The organism is Brevundimonas diminuta, assembly GCF_050310045.1.
In the GTDB taxonomy this organism is placed as follows: domain Bacteria; phylum Pseudomonadota; class Alphaproteobacteria; order Caulobacterales; family Caulobacteraceae; genus Brevundimonas; species Brevundimonas diminuta_F.
This window is the reverse complement of record NZ_CP190005.1, coordinates 1,908,573-1,928,996: the sequence shown is the minus strand read 5'-3', so window position 1 is coordinate 1,928,996 and position 20,424 is coordinate 1,908,573. Positions and strand designations below refer to the sequence as shown.

At 64.5% G+C, this 20,424-nt stretch carries 22 protein-coding genes, 1 tRNA gene and 2 pseudogenes; 11 read left to right on the top strand and 14 right to left on the bottom strand.

Features of this window, described 5'->3' with window-relative positions; translation table 11 throughout:
- Positions 1-293: 293 nt before the first annotated feature.
- The 8 genes and pseudogenes from ACORJG_RS09405 (at position 294) to ACORJG_RS09370 (ending at position 9,937) form a co-directional block, all read left to right on the top strand.
- Positions 294-857, top strand: coding sequence for an asparagine synthase-related protein (locus ACORJG_RS09405; RefSeq protein ID WP_427788781.1), 564 nt, complete (start codon positions 294-296; stop codon positions 855-857).
- Positions 796-1,416 (top strand): asparagine synthase-related protein, encoded by a 621-nt coding sequence (locus tag ACORJG_RS09400; RefSeq protein ID WP_427788780.1) that lies wholly within the window; start codon positions 796-798, stop codon positions 1,414-1,416. The genes ACORJG_RS09405 and ACORJG_RS09400 overlap by 62 nt, the downstream gene beginning before the upstream one ends.
- Before the next feature lie 95 nt (positions 1,417-1,511).
- Positions 1,512-3,107: an N-acetylglutaminylglutamine synthetase gene (gene ngg / locus ACORJG_RS09395; RefSeq protein WP_427793006.1), complete on the top strand. Its 1,596-nt coding sequence runs from the start codon at positions 1,512-1,514 to the stop codon at positions 3,105-3,107.
- Between the two features lie 328 nt (positions 3,108-3,435).
- Positions 3,436-3,834, top strand: coding sequence for a hypothetical protein (locus ACORJG_RS09390; protein WP_427788779.1), 399 nt, complete (start codon positions 3,436-3,438; stop codon positions 3,832-3,834).
- A 127-nt stretch (positions 3,835-3,961) separates the two neighbouring features.
- A pseudogene (locus tag ACORJG_RS09385) lies at positions 3,962-4,655 on the top strand (IS6 family transposase).
- Between the two features lie 188 nt (positions 4,656-4,843).
- A complete protein-coding gene (locus ACORJG_RS09380; RefSeq protein ID WP_427788778.1) occupies positions 4,844-6,094 on the top strand; it encodes a TetR/AcrR family transcriptional regulator in 1,251 nt (416 codons plus the stop codon).
- Between the two features lie 264 nt (positions 6,095-6,358).
- Entirely contained in the window at positions 6,359-8,584 is a 2,226-nt protein-coding gene (locus tag ACORJG_RS09375) for a TonB-dependent receptor (RefSeq protein ID WP_427788777.1), read from the top strand.
- Positions 8,585-8,644: 60 nt separating this feature from the next.
- Complete coding sequence (locus tag ACORJG_RS09370) at positions 8,645-9,937, top strand: serine/threonine protein phosphatase (protein WP_427788776.1); 1,293 nt, start codon at positions 8,645-8,647, stop codon at positions 9,935-9,937.
- A gap of 32 nt (positions 9,938-9,969) precedes the next feature.
- Here the strand turns inward: ACORJG_RS09370 and ACORJG_RS09365 are convergent.
- Positions 9,970-10,453: pseudogene (locus ACORJG_RS09365) on the bottom strand (IS5 family transposase); the annotation flags it as partial.
- Between ACORJG_RS09365 and ACORJG_RS09360 the strand changes: the two are divergent.
- Positions 10,443-10,712 carry a hypothetical protein gene (locus ACORJG_RS09360; RefSeq protein ID WP_427793089.1) on the top strand — a complete coding sequence of 90 codons (270 nt, stop codon included), beginning with the start codon at positions 10,443-10,445 and terminating at the stop codon, positions 10,710-10,712. The pseudogene ACORJG_RS09365 and the gene ACORJG_RS09360 overlap by 11 nt on opposite strands.
- A 155-nt stretch (positions 10,713-10,867) precedes the next feature.
- On the opposite strand, the gene ACORJG_RS09355 is transcribed toward ACORJG_RS09360, so the two are convergent.
- From ACORJG_RS09355 to ACORJG_RS09315, 9 genes are all read right to left on the bottom strand, one after another.
- Positions 10,868-11,185 (bottom strand): hypothetical protein, encoded by a 318-nt coding sequence (locus ACORJG_RS09355; protein WP_427788775.1) that lies wholly within the window; start codon positions 11,183-11,185, stop codon positions 10,868-10,870.
- 329 nt (positions 11,186-11,514) lie between these two features.
- Positions 11,515-11,736 (bottom strand): Arm DNA-binding domain-containing protein, encoded by a 222-nt coding sequence (locus tag ACORJG_RS09350; RefSeq protein ID WP_427788773.1) that lies wholly within the window; start codon positions 11,734-11,736, stop codon positions 11,515-11,517.
- A 219-nt stretch (positions 11,737-11,955) separates the two neighbouring features.
- A tRNA-Ser gene (locus ACORJG_RS09345) sits at positions 11,956-12,045 on the bottom strand.
- Between the two features lie 98 nt (positions 12,046-12,143).
- Complete coding sequence (locus tag ACORJG_RS09340) at positions 12,144-13,118, bottom strand: NUDIX hydrolase (RefSeq protein WP_427788772.1); 975 nt, start codon at positions 13,116-13,118, stop codon at positions 12,144-12,146.
- Positions 13,119-13,158: 40 nt separating this feature from the next.
- Positions 13,159-13,752 (bottom strand): YfbR-like 5'-deoxynucleotidase, encoded by a 594-nt coding sequence (locus tag ACORJG_RS09335; protein WP_024353214.1) that lies wholly within the window; start codon positions 13,750-13,752, stop codon positions 13,159-13,161.
- A gap of 154 nt (positions 13,753-13,906) precedes the next feature.
- A complete protein-coding gene (locus tag ACORJG_RS09330) occupies positions 13,907-14,785 on the bottom strand; it encodes a methyltransferase type 11 (protein ID WP_427788770.1) in 879 nt (292 codons plus the stop codon).
- Between the two features lie 94 nt (positions 14,786-14,879).
- Positions 14,880-15,740, bottom strand: a complete 861-nt coding sequence (locus ACORJG_RS09325; RefSeq protein ID WP_024353212.1) for an AAA family ATPase — start codon at positions 15,738-15,740, stop codon at positions 14,880-14,882.
- A 72-nt stretch (positions 15,741-15,812) separates the two neighbouring features.
- Entirely contained in the window at positions 15,813-16,019 is a 207-nt protein-coding gene (locus ACORJG_RS09320; RefSeq protein WP_427788768.1) for a hypothetical protein, read from the bottom strand.
- 8 nt (positions 16,020-16,027) lie between these two features.
- Complete coding sequence (locus ACORJG_RS09315; RefSeq protein WP_427788766.1) at positions 16,028-16,381, bottom strand: hypothetical protein; 354 nt, start codon at positions 16,379-16,381, stop codon at positions 16,028-16,030.
- Positions 16,382-16,548: 167 nt separating this feature from the next.
- Here ACORJG_RS09315 and flbT point away from each other — a divergent pair, with 167 nt between their 5' ends.
- The gene (gene flbT, locus ACORJG_RS09310; protein WP_427788764.1) at positions 16,549-16,974 is read left to right on the top strand and encodes a flagellar biosynthesis repressor FlbT; all 426 of its coding nucleotides are present in this window, start codon (positions 16,549-16,551) and stop codon (positions 16,972-16,974) included.
- A complete protein-coding gene (gene flaF, locus ACORJG_RS09305) occupies positions 16,934-17,296 on the top strand; it encodes a flagellar biosynthesis regulator FlaF (protein WP_427788762.1) in 363 nt (120 codons plus the stop codon). Before flbT ends, flaF begins: the two co-directional genes overlap by 41 nt.
- Positions 17,297-17,310: 14 nt before the next feature.
- On the opposite strand, the gene ACORJG_RS09300 is transcribed toward flaF, so the two are convergent.
- The 4 genes from ACORJG_RS09300 to ACORJG_RS09285 form a co-directional block, all read right to left on the bottom strand.
- Entirely contained in the window at positions 17,311-17,949 is a 639-nt protein-coding gene (locus tag ACORJG_RS09300) for an exopolysaccharide biosynthesis protein (RefSeq protein WP_427788761.1), read from the bottom strand.
- Positions 17,950-18,055: 106 nt separating this feature from the next.
- Positions 18,056-18,244 carry a DUF3008 family protein gene (locus tag ACORJG_RS09295; protein WP_427788759.1) on the bottom strand — a complete coding sequence of 63 codons (189 nt, stop codon included), beginning with the start codon at positions 18,242-18,244 and terminating at the stop codon, positions 18,056-18,058.
- Positions 18,245-18,296: 52 nt separating this feature from the next.
- A complete protein-coding gene (locus ACORJG_RS09290; RefSeq protein ID WP_427788757.1) occupies positions 18,297-19,460 on the bottom strand; it encodes an isovaleryl-CoA dehydrogenase in 1,164 nt (387 codons plus the stop codon).
- A 44-nt stretch (positions 19,461-19,504) separates the two neighbouring features.
- A complete protein-coding gene (locus ACORJG_RS09285) occupies positions 19,505-20,389 on the bottom strand; it encodes a glycoside hydrolase family protein (RefSeq protein WP_427788755.1) in 885 nt (294 codons plus the stop codon).
- Positions 20,390-20,424 lie beyond the last annotated feature (35 nt).

Genomic DNA, 20,424 nt, shown 5'->3' with positions numbered 1-20,424 from the left:
AGCAGTTCTCCTGATCCATCATGATCCGTCGACGGGCGGGTCAGGAGAAACGCTGCATGGGCCAGGGCGTTGCACGCCGTTCTCCGGCGAGGACGCCGTTGCTTGGGTGCGTGCGCGCCCGACCTATCCGATCTCAGGAATCGGAGGCGACATCAGCTCGGCCAGGGCCGAGACGGCGCCGGCGATCTGGCGCCGCTTTTCGGGGGGCGACAGGGCCAGCCGCGTCAGAACGTCGGCGTGAAGAAGGCCTGGCGATTCAGCCAGCGCCGTCTGGCCCCCTCGGTCAGGCGTGAATGGACGATGCGGCGGTCGACCCTGTAGGCCTGCACCACTACATGACCTTCCACGCGGTGGTGCCGCCGCCGCACACGCTGTTGAAGGGCGTAAAGAAATTCCCGGCCGCGACGGTGCGCGTCATCGAGCCGGACGGAACCTCGCGCGAGCATGTCTATTGGCGCCCGGAAATGACCCGCAGGCCCGAAGACGCCGCACTGACGGCGGAGGACTGGCGCGATCAGGTGCTGGACAGCCTGCGCGCGGCGGTTCGGCGGCGCATGGTCGCCGATGTGCTGCTGTCGGGCGGCGTGGACTCCAGCCTGATCGTCGGCCTGCTGGCGGAACTGGGTCAGAAGGATCTGATGACCTTCTCGGTCGGCTTTGAAGAGGCCAATGGCGAGAAGGGCGACAAGTTCGTCTATTCCGATCTGATCGCCAGGCATTACGGCACGCGGCATCACCAGATCTTCGTGCCGCACCAGCGGCTGATGGAGGCGCTGCCGGGCACGATCGGCGCCGATGGTCGACGCCGCCGATCCGGTCGAAACCTATGCCCGATCCTTTTTCGACCGCAGCCATGAGACGCTGAAGACGCAACTGAACGGCGCCTATATGGCCGATGTCGACGTCAGCCGGGTTCTGGTCGAGGCGCATTTCGCGCAGGCAGGCGCCCAGACGCCGGTCGACAAGGCGCTGCGTCTCGACAGTCAGGTGATGCTGGTCGACGATCCGGTGAAGCGCGTCGATAACATGACGATGGCATGGGGGCTGGAGGCCCGCGTGCCCTTCCTCGACCATGAACTGGTCGAACTGGCCGGACGCATTCCGCCCGAGCACAAGCTGGCGCAGAACGGCAAGGGGGTGCTGAAAGAGGCGGCGCGCCTTGTCGTTCCCTCAGAAGTCATTGACCGCAAGAAGGGATATTTCCCCGTGCCCGCGCTCAAATATATTCAGGGCCCCTATCTCGAGATGGTGCGCGAAACGCTGACCAATCAGGCGGCGCGCGATCGCGGCCTGTTCGACAGGGCCTGGCTGGACCGCCTGTTCGTCGACCCGACGGGTCATATCACCCCCTTGCGCGGTTCTGAGCTGTGGCAGGTCGCGGTGCTTGAAATGTGGATGCAGCATCATGGCGTCTGATCTTCGCCTCGCCCGGCCCAAGGCGCACCGGTTGAAGCGCCTGCGCCATGAGGGGTTGAAACCGCCGGTCATGACGGGGCAGGAGCCCGTGCGCGATCTTTGAGACGGCGGCGCACCTGATCGAGGCCCTGCGCGCCGAAGGCCCCGAGCGTCGCGACATCGCCTTCTATGTCCGCAACCCTCATGTCCTGCTGGCTTCGGCGCCCCAGGAAGTGTTTCTGGACCCGTCGCACACCTATCGGCTGGAACTGGCGACCTATCGGCCCGGCCGGCGCCAGCCGCGCGGCTTCACCGTCCGTCGCCTGACCTCCGAAGCGGACGCCCATGCGGTCAATGATATCTACGCCAAACGCCGGATGGTTCAGGTTCCGCCGGAGTTTTTCTGGTCGCGCCGGGATGAGCGGAGCCTGACCTATTTCGTCGCCGAGGATCTGGCGACCGGCGCGGTGATCGGCACGGTGACGGGGGTGAATCATGCGAGGGCGTTTGACGACCCTGAGAACGGCTCTTCCCTTTGGTGTCTGGCGGTTGATCCTCAGGCGACACAGCCGGGGATCGGCGAGGCCCTGGTCCGCCGCCTGGCCGAACACCTCAAGACGCAGGGTCTGGCCCACATGGATCTGTCGGTCATGCACGACAATGTCCAGGCGATCGCCCTGTATGAGAAGCTGGGGTTCCGGCGCGACCACTTGTTCGGCGTCAAGCGAAAGAACCCGATCAATGAGGCCCTGTTCGTGGGGCCGGGCGATGACCACGCCCTCAACCCCTATGCCCGGATCATCGTGGACGAGGCCCGGCGCCGGGGCATCCAGACCGACATCATCGATGCGGAGGGCGGGCTGTTCCGCCTGACCTGGGGCGGCCGTTCCGTGCGTTGCCGTGAAAGCCTGTCTGATCTGACCTCTGCTGTGGCCCTCAGCATCTGCGACGACAAGCGGGTGACGCGCCGCATCGTCGAAGAGGCCGGCGTGCGCGTGCCGCAGCGGATTGATGCGGACGACCTCAGCGCCATCGACACGGCGCTGGAAACCTGGGGTGCGCTTGCCGTCAAGCCGGCCCGGGGCGAACAGGGCAAGGGCGTGGCCGTGGGCCTGAAGACCATGGCGGACGTACAGGCGGCCCTGTTGCGTGCGCGCCGCATCTGCCCGGAGGTTCTGATCGAGCAACAGGTGGAAGGCGAGGATCTGCGCCTGATCGTCATCGACCATGAGGTGGTGGCCTGCGCTGTTCGTCGTCCGCCGCGCGTGGTGGGCGACGGACGCTCGACCCTGCGTGCGCTGATCGAACACCAGAGCCGTCGACGCGCGGCGGCCACGGGCGGTGAATCCTGCATCCCGATCGACGCCGAGACGGAACGCACACTGGCTGAGGCGGGATACGCCCTGGATGATGTCGCAGACGAGGGCGAGGAAATCCTGGTGCGCAAGGCGGCCAACCTTCACCTGGGCGGTGCCATCCACGACGTCACGGACGAGGTCCACCCGACCCTGATCGAAGCGGCGATAGCAGCGTCACGCGCCATCGATATTCCGGTGACCGGCATTGATCTGATGGTTGTCGCGCCGGACCAGCCTCACTACGCCTTCATCGAGGCCAACGAGCGTCCGGGGCTGGCCAACCATGAACCACGCCCCACGGCTGAACGCTTCATCGACCTGCTGTTCCCACTATCGGCGCGGACGGATTCATAACCGCGGAAGGCGGAGCTCAGGACGGATCCGCCCGGGCGTTGTGATCGCCACCTGAACTGTCGTCACTTCGCGCGTCGCTTACCGCCTCAATCTACGCGCGCAATTGTCTCTGAACGTCAACAACCTGTTCGAAAACATATGTTCCACCACCCCTGGGGAACCCAACTGGAACAGCCGGTAAGGCGAGCCGCGCAATGCCATGGTCGCTTTCAGGGCGCTATCGTGAGATGGCGGGCCCGATTGAGCCATGAACATGACGCCATGAAGGCTTGGCGTTTTCCGGCCTGCATAGTTAAGCTTTGTCCGCAATCGGGGAGGATTCTCACAAATGATGTTCCAACTGGAGCGTCGCCATATCCAGTGGCTGGGTCTGGCGGCCATCGCCATCAGCCTGGGAGCCTGGGCCCTGGATTGGACCGGCGCGGTGTACATTTGTCCCTATTGCCGGGTGCAGCGGACAGTGATCGGCATTCTGGGGCTGGGGATGCTCAGCCCGGTCAGTCTGGGATGGATCGGACGCTATCTGTCGACCGTCATCGGCGCCCTGGGCGTTGTCGTCGCTTCGACCCAGCATTTCCGCGGCTGGGCTAAAATCAGCAGCGGAGAATTCGCCTTCCGGGACCCGATCTATCTCGACCCGTTCCTGCTGTCAGGCTGCGCCCTGTTCATCATCGTAGGGCAGGTGATGCTGTATTATTATTCGACGACCCTTGGCCGTCGTTACTGACCTCTGAGACAGGCCTGGAACAGAACAGGGCGGAAGGCGGCGACGCCTCCCGCCCTGGTGCTGTCAGTCTAACGCTAACTTGTCTCCACTGAAGGTCGGCGTAAACGGCTGATCGGGGACGCATTTTATGAAACCTCTATCGTTCAGGCGCCATCGGTTCCCGGCGGATGTGATCCGTCACGCGGTATGGCTCTACTTCCGCTTCAATCTGAGCCTGCGCGACGTCGAGGAAATGCTGGCCCAGCGTGGAATCGAGGTCAGTTACGAGACGATCCGGAGCTGGACGCGGAAGTTCGGACCGCTGATCGCCCGGCGCTTGAAGAAGAGACGGCCGGCGCCGTCCCCGCGTTGGCATCTGGATGAGATGGCGTGCTGGATCGGCGGCCGGCGTATCTATCTGTGGCGAGCCGTCGACGACGAAGGCGAGGTTCTTGACGTCGTCGTTCAGCGGCGGCGGGACAATGAGGCCGCGCTGAAGTGGTTCGGTCGGCTCCTGCGAAATCGGCCTGTCGAGCCGGAGCAGATCACCACGGACGGCCTGGCGTCATATGGCTCGGCGCTTCGGGAGTTGGGCCTCGGTCACCTCCACCGCCCTGGCCGGCTACGAGAGAACAATCGTGCCGAGAATTCCCATCTCCCGATCCGCCGACGGGAACGGCAGCAGCGGCGTTTCAAATCCCGGGCTCCCGCCCAGAAATTTCTCACCACCCATGCCGCGATCTACAACACCTTCAACGTCCAGCGTCATCTGATCAGCCGGCCCTATCCTTCGTCGCTTCCGCGCCGAAGCTGATGCGGCATGGGCGGCGGCCGTCGTCTGATGGGAGCTAGGGAGGGGTCTTTTGATCTGGGATCACTTAACCTGACAGCACTGCCGCCTGGGCGGTCGCGACCCAAGCAGCCTGAGGTCGGGCAAGGGGAGGGCCATCCAGTGCCCGGCTCGAGTTAAGTTGTCAGCACCATTCGTTTCGCTCTGTACAGGATGGTTGCTGCGCGCCAGACATTGCGGATGATCGCCCAAGAGCCGCAAAACCGCTTCGTCGAGACTGAGCGGATCCTCGATGCCGCGCTCGAAATTATCGCTCGCGTCGGTCTGGATGGACTGACATTGCGCGATCTGGCGCAGTCCATCGGCAAGAGCACGACCGTCATCGTCAATCTGTTCGGCTCGAAGGCCGGATTGATCGAGGCCGTCAGCGAGGTCGCGCTGGCGCAGGACGAGGCGTTTCATCGTGATTTCTTCGCTCGTCTGGATCATCTGCCGCCGGGACGCGACGCGCTGATCGGCGTGATCCTGTCCTATCTGAAGGTCAGAAGCTCGTCGCAGGCGCACGGCGCGCGCGTGATCGAGGCGCTGATCCTGACGCATGATCCGTCGGAGGCTCGCCGCGATTTCATCCTGCGCTGGGATCAGATCAGGTTGCGGGCCTGGCGGGAGTTTCTGGAACGCTTTGCGGGCCGTCACGGCGTATCGGGCGACTTCACCCCCTTTCTGGGCGGCTTCCTGCTGATGGAGCAGTATTACGCCGTCGCCCTGTCTGATCGGAGCGACTACGGCGCTATTCTGGTCGAGACTGTCGGAGCCATGGTCGATCGCGCGATGGACCATCCCGACGGGCCTGCCGTCGCGACGGACTGGTTCACCCACCGGTTGATCATCCCTCATGAGCCGGCTGAAGGGCTGGACCCTGACTCGATGAAGCTGCGGTTGTTGAACATCGCCGCGGACCAGATACTGGGGCAGGGGGTCAATGGGGTGACGAACAGGTCCGTCAGTCTGGAGGCGGGAACGTCCACCTCGACCATCGCCCATCACTGGGGCGATATGGGGCAGTTCCTGATGGACGCCGTGTGGCACAGCGTCTTTCGCGAAATGCCGCCCTATCTGGATCATCGTCGCCTGGGGCGGACGGGGCCTCCGACCGATGTGGCGGGGTGGGCGGAACTGATCGCCCCGACCCTGGCGCCCGCAGACGGCTTCTATGTCAAATACGCCCGGCTGATCGCCCAGATCTGCCTGAAGGCCAGGCTGGAGCCGGGCTTTCAGGACCTGGCCATGATCCTGCGCGGGCCAGAGGGCGGGGGCACCTATACGAACCGCGCCGATGTCTGGCCTGAGACGTTCGACCTGACCCGACTGGCGGCCTCGCGCTTCGCCATATGGATCAAGGGGCAGGCCCTGATCGTCAGCGCGACTCAGCAGCCCTATGGCGTCCAGCAGCTTCAGGACGCCGCACGCGCCCTGGTCCATACGCGATAAAAGACAAGAGAACACACGTTTTAGGCGACTTCGTCTGATTTGACGAAAACACTTAAAATAAGCGTCATCAAAGCATAACGCGCAGCCGTTACGTCAAAAATCCAGTCGAACAGACGTTTTTCGGCGCAGAGATTTCACTCGATTTCCAGTCTTGGGAATCCGCGCGATTTCGCCTGCCCGCCGGCCAGGCGCCTTTCGATGATGGGTTTCAACGCTTCGGCGCGCGTCGGGGGACGACTGCGCGGCTGTCCAGGGAATGGGTTCATGCCACGTCTATTCATCGGCGCATCGCTCGCCGTGCTTGCTTTCGCTGCGGCCCTGCCGGTCGCCGCGCAATCCACGTCGGAACAGACCGCTTCGGTCGACGACGTCATCGTCACGGCCCAGCGCCGCGAGGAGTCATCTCAGAAGGTCGGTCTGGCGCTGACCGTCATCTCGGGTCAGGATCTGGACAACCGCAACATCCAGAACGTCAACGATCTGGAGAACACGGTCCCCAGTCTGGAAGTCGACAGCCAGTTGGGCGGCGGCCAGCCCCAGTTCCGCATCCGCGGCGTCGGCCTGACCGACTATGCGGCCAACAACACCTCGACCGTCGGCATTTACGTCGACGAGGTGGCCTATCCTTACGGCGTCATGACGCAGGGCCTGCTGTACGACATCGCGCGCATCGAGGTGCTGCGCGGTCCGCAGGGCACCCTGTATGGGCGCAACACGACCGGCGGCGCAGTCAGCGTCATCACCAATGCGCCGACGGACACGGTGCAGGCGGGCTTCTCGGCCAGCTACGGCAGCTATAATGCGGCCAAACTGGAGGGCTATCTGTCCGGCCCGCTGGCGGAAAACCTGACGGCGCGCCTGTCGCTGGCCGCAGAGTCGGGCGGCGCCTGGCAGTATCACCGCGACACCGGCGAAAGTCTGGGCGACAAGGACACCAAGGCGGCGCGTCTGCGCGTCAACTGGCGCCCGAGCGAACGGACCGACCTGGATCTGAACCTGCACTACAGCCGTGATGAATCCGACGGCCGGGGCCTGCGCCTGATCGTGACGCCCTTCACCTCGGGCGGGGGCAAGGTCTATCCTGTCGATACGTCTCATCGGATTACGGGCTGGGGCATTTCGCCTTACTTCGCCCAACTGATCGGCGCCTCGCCGAACGCCAAGCCCTTCCGCGACAACGAAGGCAAGGGCGCCAGCCTGCGCCTGAACCATGATCTGGGCTGGGCCGATCTGACCGCCGTCGCCGCCTATGAAACGTTCGACCGGAACGAGTTCAACGACTGGGACGCCACGGCGTCGAACGAGGCGGGGACCTTCTTCTTCAACGACATCGAGACGACGTCGCAGGAAGTGCGGCTGGCGTCGCATCCGGTCGGCCGCGCCCAGTGGCTGGTCGGCCTGTATCACGCCAATGAAAGCATCGACGGCGGCTTCTACTCCGACTTTTCCGAAGCCAGGAACCTGGGCTTCTGGATGAGCACAACCTATGGCCAGAAGGTCGAGACCACGGGCGTCTTCGCCAATCTGGACTATCAGCTGACCGATCGCCTGACGCTGGTCGGGGGCGTGCGCTACGAAGACGAGATGCGCGAACTCAACAACTTCAAGACCGAAACCCTGGCCCCGACTGCGGCGGTTCGCGCCACGGCGGACAAGTCCCAGAGCATGGGCGAGTGGACCGGCAAGCTGGGCGTTGAATACACCTTCAGCGACGACATCCTGACCTACGCCAACGTCTCGCGCGGGGTGAAGTCGGGCGGTTTCACCACCTACAACAGCGGCCTGGCCGAACAACTGGACCCCTTCAAATTCGAAGAACTGATCGCCTATGAGGCCGGGGTGAAGTCCAGCTTCTTCGACCGCAAGCTGCAGTTGAACGCGGCCGCCTTCTATTACGATTATCGCGACCAGCAGCTTCAGGGCGTGCTCTACACCCAGACGGGCCGCGTCGGCCGGATGATCAACATCCCCAAGTCGCACATTCAGGGCGCGGAACTGGAGCTGCGCTGGCGTCCGACCCCTAACCTGACCATCACCCAGTCTTTGGCCTATAAATACGGCGAGTATGACGAGTTCTACTTCGTCGACGCGACCGCGACCGAGGCGGCCAAGGATCCGGTGACCGGTGAATACAACACCATCATCTACAGTGATCGCTCGGGCGAACGCCTGCCGTTTCCCAAGTGGGACTATAAGGGCTCCATCGCCTATGACTGGCAGATCGCCAACTGGGGCGTGCAGGCTGAAACCAACTATGCCTATCGCGACGAGAAGTTCAGCACCTCGTCCAACTCGGTCATCGACGACTACTGGCTGGTGAACGCCAACCTGACCTTCCGTCCGGCGGACGCCCGATACGCCTTCGGCGTCTATGTGAACAACCTGACGAATTCCTATTCGGAAGAATCGCGCAACGCCTTCATCTCGGCGCGCACCGGCTCGCCTAACCCGCCCCGCACCTGGGGCGTGCGTCTGAACTACGTCTACTGATCCTGCCCCAAGGCTCCGGTCGCATGACCGGAGCCTTTTCGCCTTTGTCCTGAGGTCGACATGTCGATGATCCGCAACATGACCGGCGCCCTGATCGCCGCCCTGACGCTTGCCGTCACGCCTGCGCTGGCGCAATCGCAAGACCGGCAGTTCACGATCGCGGTCATTCCCGATACCCAGAACTACGTCGACTTCACCCATCAGCGCGCCGAGGGCTTCGCTTTCGATGCGCGCGAGATGATGACCCAGCAGATGCGCTTCATCGCCGATAACGCCGCCTCGCGGGGCGGAAGCATCGTCTTCGCCACGGGCGTCGGGGATGTCTGGCAGCATCCGACCCTGGCCATTGATCCCGCGCACGCCGCGCGCGGTTTCAGCCCGCGTCCGGCCCCGCCGGGGGTAAGCCTCGATCGCTATGCGCAGGGCGTGCGCGAGGTCGAGATTCCGTCGGCTGTCGAAGCCTATCGTCTGCTGGACGGCGTGCTGCCTTTCTCGGTCGTTTCCGGCAATCATGACTATGATGCGCAGTGGTGGGAGGCGTCATGGCCTCAGGACCTGAGCGCGCCTCAGGGCGACCTGCGCCGTCTGGGCATGATCCACGTCGGCGGCCTGAAGGAATGGACGCGCGCCTTCGGCTCGGAATCCTTCTTCTTCAAGGACCGGCCCTGGTATGTCGGCGCCCATGAGCAAGGCGCCGACAGCGCTCAGATATTTGAAGCCGGGGGCTATCGTTTCCTGCACATCGGCCTGCAGTTCGCGCCTTCCGACAACAGTCTGAAATGGGCCGAGACGATCATCCACGCCCATCCCGGCCTGCCGACCATCATCACCACCCACGACTTTCTGGATAAACACGGCGAGCGCATGCCGCATCCCGTCGTCAATCAGGCGGTCGTCGACCCCTATGACAACAATCCGCAGGCCGTCTGGGACAAGCTGGTCTTCAGAAACCCGCAGATATTCATGGTCCTGAGCGGCCACCACAACGGCCAGTCCTATCGCGTGGACGCCAATCGTGAGGGCGGCGCCGTCTATCAGATTTTGTCCGACTATCAGGACCGCAATCAGGCGGCGATCGATGCCGGCGTCGACCCGGCCAAAGCCCCGGCGCTGGGCGACGGCTGGATGCGGCTGATGGCGTTCGACATGAGCGGTCAGACGCCCCGTATCCGCGTCCGGACCTATTCGACCTTCTACCACCGCTACGCCTCGGACGAACCGAACTACGCCCGCTGGTACAAGACCAATGAGCAGCCCGGTCTGAGCGACGAGGAATTCCTGAACCGCGACGAGTTCACCATATCACTGGACGATTTCCGCGACCGCTTCGGTGCAGGTGAGCAGAAGCGGTAATGGAGCAGGCAGTGTTGCTCTAGGCTGAGGACTCATAACCAGAAGAGGACGGTTGCGGCGAGGGCTATGGCAGAGGGGAAGACGGTCGGGCAGCGATCATAGCGCGTAGCGACCCCTCGCCAGTCTTTCAGGCGTCCAAATATGATTTCGATCCGGTTTCGCCGCTTGTCGTAGCGGATGGGCTCAGTGCGGGATTTGCGGCCAAGGATGCAGGGCGTGATGCCCTTGGCCTGCAAGGCGTCCTGAACCAGTCCGTATCATAGCCCCGCTCACCGAGCAGCCACTGCGTCCGGGCAAGGCTGTTCAGCAGTGCGGCGGCGCCGTTGTCGGCACTGACCTGACCCGCTGTCATGAACAGGCTGATCGGTCGTTCGTTGGCATCGGTCACGGCGTGGAGTTTGAGGTTCACCCCGCCTTTGGTGCGTCCGATCAGCCGCCCGTGGCCCCCTTTTTTACCCGCAGGCTCGACGCCGTGAGGTGCGCCTTGGGGTAGGTCGCGTCGATCATGACGGTGCGGCGCCCCGACCACATCCGCGGATCAGAGATCGGCGCCCCCGGTCAGAACATCAGCCAGGCCCAGGTCGAGGCCTCCCGCCGGATGCAGTGGGTCCGCGACCGCCTCCCGCCGCGCGACTTCCGCCTGCTGGAGCACCTGCTTGTCAACGGCTCGGCTCACAAGGGCTCAGTGGCGCAAGACGGTGGAGGTGATCACCGGGGAGCGCAGGGACGAGGCTCAGACGGCAGCGGTCAGGTTGACGGCGGACAACGTGCGTGATGTGCGCCAGGCGATGCCTCGGAGCGACATCAGACGTGCGGTTTGATGGCCGCCCGCCGTTGGCTTGCAGCGCCGGTCGAGCATTGATGACGGGCGGCAAACGCCTCCAACGTCATTGACCGCAGATCGTCTTCTCGCGCAGCCCACCATGCATCTCAGTTAAAGCGCAGATCCAGCTGAGCGCGCAGACGTTTGACGGTGATGCGGCCGACCGGCAGGTTAACGTCTCTGGAGCGCTCGGTGCGGATGAGATAGTCCGCAACACCAGCTGTCAAAATAGCGGTTAGACCGTGTGGGCCTGCCTGATCAGGCCAGCCTATCGCCAGGTCAAAGCCGTGCGGCGTGGGGCGATACTCTCTGACCAGCCAGTAGACCCCGTTGATATCGGTGAGGCGGTCGATCGCAAGATCAACGCGTGGTAGCCGCGGCCGATTCCGCTGTCTCATGTTCTTATCGCATCGATCCAGGCCCATGCGACAATACGCTCTAGATCACCCAGCAGTTTGGCGACACGGGGCGGAGCCTCGGCGAGGTCAGCTGTCAGTTTGGCGGCGATCCAGGGCGCAGGCGGCGCACTTAGGCCAGGCGGCGGATCAAGCAGGCGCCACAGGGAGGCGGACGCCTTGGACGTTAGGGCCACCCCATGACTGCGACGGGTAGGCCGTCATGCTCAAATATAGCCGTCATCGCGGACCTGTTATGGCGCGGGATGCACAAGGTTAGCGGCTCCGGGCCGGGTATGGCCCCGCGGTCGCCCTCCATCGCCGTCCGAACGACTGGCGACAGGATGTCGAGCACCTCATCAGCGACCTCGTCTCGATAGGATCGGCGCGTACACCCCAACTCGCCTTGCTTTCTCTGCCTCGGCGCGGGCCTCCGAGAGCTTGACGGTCAGCGCAGATCCAAGCCCCATCTCGCGCCGCTTGGCGCCCCGGTAGTAGATGTACACCCATCGCTTGGAGCCGGTCTGATCGATGCGCAAGTAGAAGCTGTTCCCGTCTGCAAACAGACCAGGGTCATTCATACCGCCTATCTGACAGGCGTTAAGCCTATTGATCGCTCTCGCCATGCTCGCTCCAGAACAGACAGAGAACATGCGGCAGTGGCAGGATCGGTCGCCACCCTAAGTTCCGCCCTGAAACCGGACACGCGCGCCAAACTCAAGCGGCGACGGGGCCGGGGCTGGAAACCTTGCGCTACCGGGCTTTCGGTGAGCAAGCTGGAATTTCATGAAACAGGTGTGTGGCGGAGAGGGGGGGATTCGAACCCCCGGTACGCTTCCACGTACGCCGCATTTCGAGTGCGGTACATTCAACCACTCTGCCACCTCTCCGCAGGCCGAAAGTCCCTAATGGGGCTGAGCGAGCGGCTTCTCTAATCAAAGGCTGCGATGGCTGCAAGCCATCAGGGCGAAGAAATTTGAACGGCTGATCAACGCTGTCCGGGAAGAGACAGGCCGAAGGCGGCGCCGTCGCCCGGTTCGGGCCGGATGTGGCGGAACAGTTCGGCCGGGCGGCCGCCGGTGTCGCTGGTGAAAACGCCCGTGGGCTGGACCAGGCCGGTGCGTTCGACGCCGCGGCGGAAGTTCTGTTTGTGCAGCGACAGGCCCGCGACGGCCTCGGCCGCCGCCTGCAGCGTCGACAGGGTGAAGGTGTCTGGCGTCAGGTCGAAAAGGACCGGCCGGTACTTCAGCTTGCTGCGCAGACGGGCGACGCCGGTGGCCAGGATGCGGCGGTGGTCGGAGGCCATGGGCAGATCGCCGAGCGCGGGCGGCGGGGCGCGGCCGTTGTCGCGGGCGGATTCTTCGACCAGGCCCGCTTCATAGAGCAGTTCATAGCGGTCCAGCACGCGTTCCTCGTTCCAGCGGGCGCCGGGCGTTAGGGCGAACAGGGCGTCGATGCGGCCCTTGCGTACGACGTCATCCGCGGCCCAGGCGCACAGGTCGGGGATCAGGCGCTCCATGACGGGGGGGCGGCCTCGGCGCCAGTCCTCCCAGGGGAAGATGTGGAATATGGGCGTCCAGGCGGCGTCGCGGCCAGAAGCGCCGAAACTGGGGTCGTCGGGCGCGTCCGCGGTCAGGGCGAGATAGCCGACCGAGATGTCGCGCGCGCGATCCGGCGCAGGCGTGGCGCGCGGCGCAGCGCGGCCCAGGTCGCCGAAGGTGTAGAGTTGCTCCACAAAGCCCAGCGGAAAGCCCGTCTGGTCGGCGACGAAGGCGCGCAGGGCCAACTCGAATGTGCGGTCGCGCGCCGGGTCGAACGGGCCGAAGGGCAGGGCCGGGGCGCCGTCTGGCGCATGGGTGGTCAGGACGACGGCCTGACGGTCCCGCAGGGCGATGATCACCGCCGACAGGCCGATCCTTATGCCGGTGTGGGAGGGTGAAGCCTCCGTCCGCCCCTGGTCCATGCGTCTCCCTTGCGTCCGCCGCTATACTCGGTGTGGCCGGTTACTCGGTATGCCAGGCGTCGGCGCCGGGCAGGATGCCGACAGCTTCGGCCAGAACGCGGTAACGGTCCAGATAGCGCTGCTGGGCCACGGCGGCGGGCTGGGGCTCGATCACCAGATCATAGCCGGGCGGCGGGGCGCCGAAGATCTGCAGGGACTCGCGGCGGGTGAAACCGGCCAGCTGGGTCGCTTCATAGAATGCGCAGGCCTTGTCGGCCTTCTTGATCAGGGTCTTGATCGTTTGCGGCGTCTTGGGCGGCAGCTGGAAACGCACATGGATGGCGGCTTCCAGCCGGGCCTCGAAGTCCTTGTAGCTGGAGCCGAGCGCCGATTTGAACGGCGAGATCATGTCGCCGATGACGTACTCGGAAGCGTCGTGCAGCAGGGCGGCCAGCCGCCATTTCGGCTCAAGCCCCGGGCGGATGTGGGCGGCGATCTCTTCCACCACGAGCGAGTGCTGGGCGACCGAGAAGGCGTGCTCGCCGATCGTCTGACCGTTCCAGCGGGCGACGCGGGCCAGGCCGTGGGCGATGTCCTCGATCTCGATGTCGAAAGGCGAGGGGTCCAGCAGGTCCAGGCGGCGGCCCGACAGCATCCGTTGCCAGGCGCGGGGCGGCTTGGGTTTGCGGACCCGGGGCGCGGGGCCGGCGTCTTCGAGTTCTTCGGCCAGGGTCTTGATGTTGCGCATGCTCAGGCTGGTGACTCAGACCGAACGCGCGATCAAGGGCGGCCGTTGCGATAGATGGGGGTTAATCGCCGACGTTCAGCGTCACCAGCGCCTTGGCCGCGTCGAACAGACGGTCGGGGTCGCGGTCCTTGCTGCGGACGGTGGCGACGACGATGGGGCCGCCGGAGGGACCGCGCGCTTCATAGCCGACGGTGCGCCAGCCGCTGGCCGAATCTTGCTTGCCGGTCATCAGGAAGGTGGCGCGCACCGCCTCGCCAGATGCGCTGGTGCGGATGCGGGCGGCGCCGTCGGTCGCGTCGATCTTCACCGTATCGTCGCCGGACGAGACGTTGACGCGGCTGGTCTTGTCGTCGGCGCGGATGGTCAGGCCGCCGATGCGGATGTTGGCGCGGTCGCCGTCGGCGTCGATCCTCATGCCGGGCAGGCGGACGCTGGCCTTGTCGCCCTCGGCGTCGACACGCAGACCGGGCATTCTGATATGGGCGGTGTCGCCGGCAGCCTCATCGGCGGCTCTGGAGGCCTCGGCTTCGGCGCGCGCTGCGTCGTCGGCGACACGGGCGGCATCGGCGTCAAGGCGGGCGGCTTCGGCGTGAGCGCGGGCGTTCTCCGCCTCGACCTGGGCCATGGCCTCGGGCAGATCGGAGGTCAGGGCCTGCTCAAAGACCTTCAGCGCCTCGTTCGAGGTGCGGCCGTCCAGGGCGACCAGTTGCAGGATGACCTCTGAACCGCGCGGGCCGCTGTAGACGCAGGAGCCATCGGCGCGGGCCGACCCCTTGCGCGTCAGCACGCCCTGCGTCTGGGGGCATTGCAGGGCGTCGACGACTTTCAGCACGCCGGATGAATCCGAGGTCGTGGACGTGGTGATGCGCACCGTTCCGCCGTTGTCGCAGGCGGCAGTCATCAGCGCCAGGGCGATAACGGGCCAGGTGATCTGTTGCATGGTCGGCTCCACTCCAGAGCCTGATTGTGCGCCATTGACGCTCAGGGACCAGTGAAAACGCGGTAATCGAAAAACGACGGAAAGGCGCCCTGAATCAACCGCCGGGGCGGGCCCCTTCGCGACGGCTCATGAAGGCCAGGCGCTCGAACAGATGCACGTCCTGTTCGTTCTTCAGCAGGGCGCCGTGCAGCGGCGGGATCAGTTTGCCCGGCGTCTTTTCGCGCAGGGTTTCCGGCGCCACGTCATCGACCAGCAGCAGCTTCAGCCAGTCCAGCAGTTCGGACGTGGAGGGCTTCTTCTTCAGGCCCGGCGTGTCGCGGATTTCATAGAAGGTTTTCAGCGCTTCCGAGACCAGACGGGGCTTGATGCCGGGGAAGTGGACCTCGACGATGTCCTGCATCGTCTCGGCGTCGGGAAAGCGGATGTAGTGGAAGAAGCAGCGGCGCAGGAAGGCGTCCGGCAGTTCCTTCTCATTGTTCGAGGTGATGACGACGACGGGGCGGACCTCGGCGCGGATCGTCTCGTCCGTTTCCTGGACGTAGAACTCCATGCGGTCGAGTTCCTGCAGCAGGTCGTTGGGGAACTCGATGTCCGCCTTGTCGATCTCGTCGATCAGCAGGACGGGGCGGGTCGGGGCGGTGAAGGCTTCCCACAACTTGCCCTTCTTCAGATAGTTGCGCACGTCGTGCACGCGCTCGTCGCCCAACTGGCTGTCGCGCAGACGCGATACGGCGTCGTATTCATATAGGCCGTTGTGCGCCTTGGTGGTCGACTTGACGTGCCAGGTGATCAGCGGCGCATTCAGCGCCCGCGCCAGTTCATAGGCCAGAACCGTCTTGCCGGTGCCCGGCTCGCCCTTGATCAGCAGCGGTCGCTCCAGCGCCACGGCGGCGTTGACCGCGACCTTCAGGTCGTCGGTGGCGATATAGTTGGACGTGCCTTCGAAGCGGCTCATGGCTGACCTGCTCTGCTTTCGGGGATACAGAGCAGGTAGCTTAAAGAGATGGGCATGAACAGATGACGGCCGTTATGTAATGCGTTTGGCCGAGACAGGGTCGCTGGCGGGGAAGGTTTCCTCGACCCCTTCGTCGATCAGGGCTTCCTGGCGGTTTTCAGCGTCCTTTTCCTTGTCCTTCAACTGATCCGGCTTGCCGGTCTCATGGCGGGCGCGCTTGGCGGGCGGAGTGTTCGGGTCTGCGTCCTGCTGGGCGTTGGTTTTAGGATGTTCGGTCATCAATATCCTCACTTTTCAGGGCCGTAGCCCAGTTCTTCGATGTCATCGTCAGAGAGGCGCCTGGCCTCCCAATGTGCGGCGCTGGCCTGTGCGCCGCGCTGGTTCCGCATCAGGCCGACGTAGACCAGTTCCACATCGCCCGGCTCTGCGGCAGGCGGGTCGTCGTCCTCTGAATCGAGATCGAAGCTTGCCTGTTCGGCATTGGGGCGCGGCGGCTCGATGTCACGTCCGGGGCGGGTGACGTCCAGCACGTCGTCGGTTTCCTCGAACGACAGATCGCCGTCGCCCTCATCATCCAGATGCGTCTCATCGTAGACTTCGGCCTGATCCTGACCGTCGATGTCGAATTGGGGCGTCGCCATCATGATCTCCCTTCCGCAAGGTCAACGGCCCGGCGATGCAGGGTGTTCCCGCGCATCGCGGATGCGCCCAATCGTGAAGCGAACGGGAAGGGATGGTTAACCCCCTCGCTTTACAGTTCATCAGCCGCTGGCCGTCAGGCTGAAGGCGGCGCTGCGGAGACCTTTCCTTGCCCCTGAAACTGTCGCTGAAACCCGGCGAAAAATTTGTGCTGAACGGGGCCGTCGTGCAGAACGGCGACCGTCGCGGCGTGCTGATCCTGCAGAACAAGGCCAGCGTCCTGCGCGAAAAGGACATCATGCAGCCCGAGGATGTGAACACGCCCGCGCGTCGCATCTATTTCCCCGTCATGATGATGTATCTGGACGAGGCGGACGCACCGAAATTCTATGATGAATTCGCCCTGCGCCTGACCGAGTTCATGGGGGCGATCCGCAACCCGGACGTGCTGTCCGAATGCGTGGCCTGCTCCAAGCACGTGCTGGCGCGCCAGTATTACAAGGCGCTGATGGGCGCCCGCAAAATCGTCGATTACGAAGACCAAAGGCTCGGCAATGTCGCTTCAGGCGTACAAGACGGCGGCGACGCGGGCTGAAGCCCCGCGTGAAATGGAATACCGGCTGTTCGGCCAGGTGACGCGCGCCCTGATGCACGCCTCGACCCTGGATAAGTCGGATATCGCCGGACGCATGGATGCGCTGGACTGGAACCGTCGCCTCTGGTCGACGCTGGCGACCGCCTGTTCGGACCCCGGAAACGCCCTGCCGCAGGCGATGCGGGCGCAGTTCATCTCGCTGAGCCTGTTCGTCAACCGCAATACCTCCGAGGTCATGCGGGGCGAGGACGACTTCTCGACCCTGATCGACATCAACCGCATGATCATGCAGGGACTCAGCGGCCAGACCGACGCGGGCTGAGGTCTGCTGACGCCTTAGAACAGGCTCGCAGCCCAGTGAGCGACGCCGCTGACGATAGCGACGACCGTCGCCCACACCAGGCTCAGATAGACGCCGCACGCGGCGGTCCCCAGCAGCCCGACCAGTATGAAGGCGCCGTCGCGCTGGATGATCCCCAGACCGAACAGGGCCAGCGTCAGGCCGGGCAGGGCGTCGCCGAACGGCACCGGTAGCGCCATCATCAGCGCCAGCATGATGCAGATCAGGCCGATGACCACATCGGCCGCCTCGCCGGTCAGCACCGGCCAGCGCGGCCGCGTCAGGCGCTCGACCCGGCGCAGACGCGGCAGAACCTTGGCCGCCGTCGTGCGATAGGATTCGCGGCTGACCGACAGCTTCAGCATCCAGCGCGGCAGCCAGACCTTTTCACGCTGCAAGGCCATCTCTGCGGCGATCAGGATGATGGGAACGGAAAACACGGCCTTGCCGCCCGGCGGCCACGGAAACAGCGCCATCAGGGCCAGCATCAGGATCACGGCGCCGAAGCCGCGCTCTCCGAACGCCTCGACCATTTCACGCAGGGACAGCTTTGGCTCATCGCCCTGACCTAGCCGCTCAAGCACGTCAGAGAAGGCGCGACTTTCATCAGGCGGCGGCGTGGAAACGAGCGTCATCAAGCGTGACTCAAAACAAGGGCTGAACACAAGGTAGAGACGCGCTTGAGGCTGCGCCATAGGCTGTTTGACAGCCCGGCTTCACAGACGTTGAGCGACGGGTGTATCAGTGTTTTGAGACGTGTTCAGGCTTGCCCTTGCGATCGGTCGCGGCAAGTTCTTCAAGCTGTTTTTCGCTCATCGACTCCATCATGGATTTCGATGCGCCCTTAAGCTTGGATTTGGGCGTGTCACCGCGTTTGGCCGACAAGGCGGCGCCGGCGGCTTTCTGTTGGGCGGCGGATTTGGCGGGCATGACGATCTCCTTTCGCATGAAAGGGAAGCCGTCCGCCCGCCATAGGGTTCCGTCAGCTTCCCAGCAGTTCGCGGCCGATCAGGAAGCGGCGGATTTCGTTAGTGCCGGCGCCGATGTCATAGAGTTTGGCGTCGCGGACCAGGCGCTCGACCGGCCATTCCTTGGTGTAGCCGGCGCCGCCCAGAGCCTGAACGGCCTCCATCGTCACCTTCACCGCGTTTTCCGAGGCCAGAAGGATGGCGCCCGCCGCGTCATAGCGGGTGGTCAGGCCCTGATCGCAGGCGCGCGCGACCGAATAGACATAGGCGCGGGCGCTGTTCAGGGCGACGTACATGTCGGCCACCTTGCCCTGCATCAGCTGGAAGGAGCCGATGGCCTTGCCGAACTGTTTGCGGTCGCGGACGTAGGGCAGGACCACGTCCAGCGCCGCCTGCATGATGCCCAGCGGACCAGCCGACAGCACGGCGCGCTCATAGTCCAGACCGCTCATCAGCACGGCCGCGCCGCGCCCTTCGCCGCCCATGATGTTCTCTTCGGGAACTTCGCAGTCCTCGAACACCAGTTCGGCCGTGTCCGAGCCGCGCATGCCCATCTTGTCCAGCTTCTTGGAGACCGAAAAGCCCTTCATGCCCTTTTCGATCAGGAAGGCGGTGACGCCGCCATTGCCGTCGCCGGTGCGGGCGTAGACGACCAGCGTCTCGGCGTGGGGGGCGTTGGTGATCCAGAACTTGGTGCCGTTCAGGACGTAGCGGTCGCCCTTCTTCTCGGCGCGGGTGCGCATGGACATGACGTCCGAACCCGAGCCGGCCTCGGACATGGCCAGTGAGCCGACGTGTTCGCCCGAGATCAGCTTGGGCAGGTATTTCGCCTTCTGCTCGGGCGTGCCCCAGCGGCGGATCTGATTGACGCACAGGTTGGAGTGGGCGCCGTAGCTCAGGCCGATCGAGGCCGAGGCGCGGCTGACTTCCTCCATCGCCACCACATGTTCGAGGTAGCCGAGGCCGAGGCCGCCGAACTCTTCCTCGACGGTGATGCCGTGCAGGCCCAGCTCGCCCATTTCGGGCCACAGGTCGCGGGCGAATTCGTTCTTTTCGTCGATTTCGGCGGCGCGCGGCGCCAGCCGTTCGGCGGCCCAGCGGGCGGTGGTGTCACGAATGGCGTCAGCCGTCTCGCCGAGGCCGAATTCCATGGATTGGGGCGCGAAGGGAATGCTCATGCTTGAATGCGTAGCACCGTGCGTGAGTTTCGCAAAGACTGCTGTTAGCGGGACTGTTTCTTCTTTTGAGAAGTCTTGTTCTCAGACGGCCCGCGCAGGAAAGTCCAGGCCGCGACGCCGATGAAAACCAGTCCTGCGATGGCCAGTCCGGCGCCGGTCAGGATGGTGGCGTCGCTGGCGTTCGGGGCGCTCCACGCGCGGTGGAAGGCGGCGATTCCCGCCAGAAACGCCAGTACGCCGATGCCGCCGATGAAGAGAATCGCGCCCTTGTCCGCCTGTGTGGGTTCTGACGCCGGGCGGGCTTGGTGACGCATGACGGCGGCGGTAGGCGGCGGCGTTTCGGTTGCTAGCGCGGATGGCGCGTCGAGCGCGCCGGGACCGCGAACCGGGGCGGTCAGCAGAGCCTCCAGCGGGGCGGGTTGGTCCGGGGCGGTGTCGAACAGGGCGCGTTCGGCCGAGCGGCGGCGATAAAGGGCGTCGACCGGCGGAGAGGCGCGCTCGGGCCATGCGGACAGGGCGACGGCGGCTTCGGACGGTGCGCTCGCGTCCAGACGGGCCTGCACGTCCGAACCCTCGAACCGCTCAAGCCCGATGGAAAAGATGAAGCTGGCCAGGGCGTCGAACTGATGCTGGTTCAGAGGCAGGCGCACCCGCTCGTTCAACAGGGCGACGATCGGCATCAGGTCATATTGCAGCAGCAGTTCGGCCTCAGCCTCGGTCACGACCGCGCCGGGGCGGGCGGAGCGTGAATGGCCGTAGCCGATCACCGGCGTGCCGTCGCGACGCAAAACGGTTCGCGGGCGGAAGCCCTCGAAGCTCTTGATCAGCAGAAGGCCTTCACGAGAGACCTTGCGGCGTTGCGGCGCGGCTGCGGACACGGATTGACCCAATTCGATACGGGCGTTCTCGCCCCGACGGGGGCGGAGCAAGCCTTGTTCCGAAAGAGATGGGACGCTGTCAGGTC

Excerpts from the sequence above, each read along its gene's own strand:
- ACORJG_RS09405 (WP_427788781.1), top strand. The coding sequence starts at position 294 with ATGGACGATGCGGCGGTCGACCCTGTAGGCCTGCACCACTACATGACC.
- ACORJG_RS09400 (WP_427788780.1), top strand. The coding sequence starts at position 796 with ATGGTCGACGCCGCCGATCCGGTCGAAACCTATGCCCGATCCTTTTTC.
- ACORJG_RS09390 (WP_427788779.1), top strand. The coding sequence starts at position 3,436 with ATGATGTTCCAACTGGAGCGTCGCCATATCCAGTGGCTGGGTCTGGCG.
- ACORJG_RS09380 (WP_427788778.1), top strand. The coding sequence starts at position 4,844 with ATGATCGCCCAAGAGCCGCAAAACCGCTTCGTCGAGACTGAGCGGATC.
- ACORJG_RS09375 (WP_427788777.1), top strand. The coding sequence starts at position 6,359 with ATGCCACGTCTATTCATCGGCGCATCGCTCGCCGTGCTTGCTTTCGCT.
- ACORJG_RS09370 (WP_427788776.1), top strand. The coding sequence starts at position 8,645 with ATGTCGATGATCCGCAACATGACCGGCGCCCTGATCGCCGCCCTGACG.
- ACORJG_RS09360 (WP_427793089.1), top strand. The coding sequence starts at position 10,443 with ATGACGGTGCGGCGCCCCGACCACATCCGCGGATCAGAGATCGGCGCC.
- ACORJG_RS09355 (WP_427788775.1), bottom strand. The coding sequence starts at position 11,185 with ATGGGCCTGGATCGATGCGATAAGAACATGAGACAGCGGAATCGGCCG.
- ACORJG_RS09350 (WP_427788773.1), bottom strand. The coding sequence starts at position 11,736 with ATGAATGACCCTGGTCTGTTTGCAGACGGGAACAGCTTCTACTTGCGC.
- ACORJG_RS09340 (WP_427788772.1), bottom strand. The coding sequence starts at position 13,118 with ATGGACCAGGGGCGGACGGAGGCTTCACCCTCCCACACCGGCATAAGG.
- ACORJG_RS09335 (WP_024353214.1), bottom strand. The coding sequence starts at position 13,752 with ATGCTGTCGGGCCGCCGCCTGGACCTGCTGGACCCCTCGCCTTTCGAC.
- ACORJG_RS09330 (WP_427788770.1), bottom strand. The coding sequence starts at position 14,785 with ATGCAACAGATCACCTGGCCCGTTATCGCCCTGGCGCTGATGACTGCC.
- ACORJG_RS09325 (WP_024353212.1), bottom strand. The coding sequence starts at position 15,740 with ATGAGCCGCTTCGAAGGCACGTCCAACTATATCGCCACCGACGACCTG.
- ACORJG_RS09320 (WP_427788768.1), bottom strand. The coding sequence starts at position 16,019 with ATGACCGAACATCCTAAAACCAACGCCCAGCAGGACGCAGACCCGAAC.
- ACORJG_RS09315 (WP_427788766.1), bottom strand. The coding sequence starts at position 16,381 with ATGGCGACGCCCCAATTCGACATCGACGGTCAGGATCAGGCCGAAGTC.
- flaF (WP_427788762.1), top strand. The coding sequence starts at position 16,934 with ATGTCGCTTCAGGCGTACAAGACGGCGGCGACGCGGGCTGAAGCCCCG.
- ACORJG_RS09300 (WP_427788761.1), bottom strand. The coding sequence starts at position 17,949 with ATGACGCTCGTTTCCACGCCGCCGCCTGATGAAAGTCGCGCCTTCTCT.
- ACORJG_RS09295 (WP_427788759.1), bottom strand. The coding sequence starts at position 18,244 with ATGCCCGCCAAATCCGCCGCCCAACAGAAAGCCGCCGGCGCCGCCTTG.
- ACORJG_RS09290 (WP_427788757.1), bottom strand. The coding sequence starts at position 19,460 with ATGAGCATTCCCTTCGCGCCCCAATCCATGGAATTCGGCCTCGGCGAG.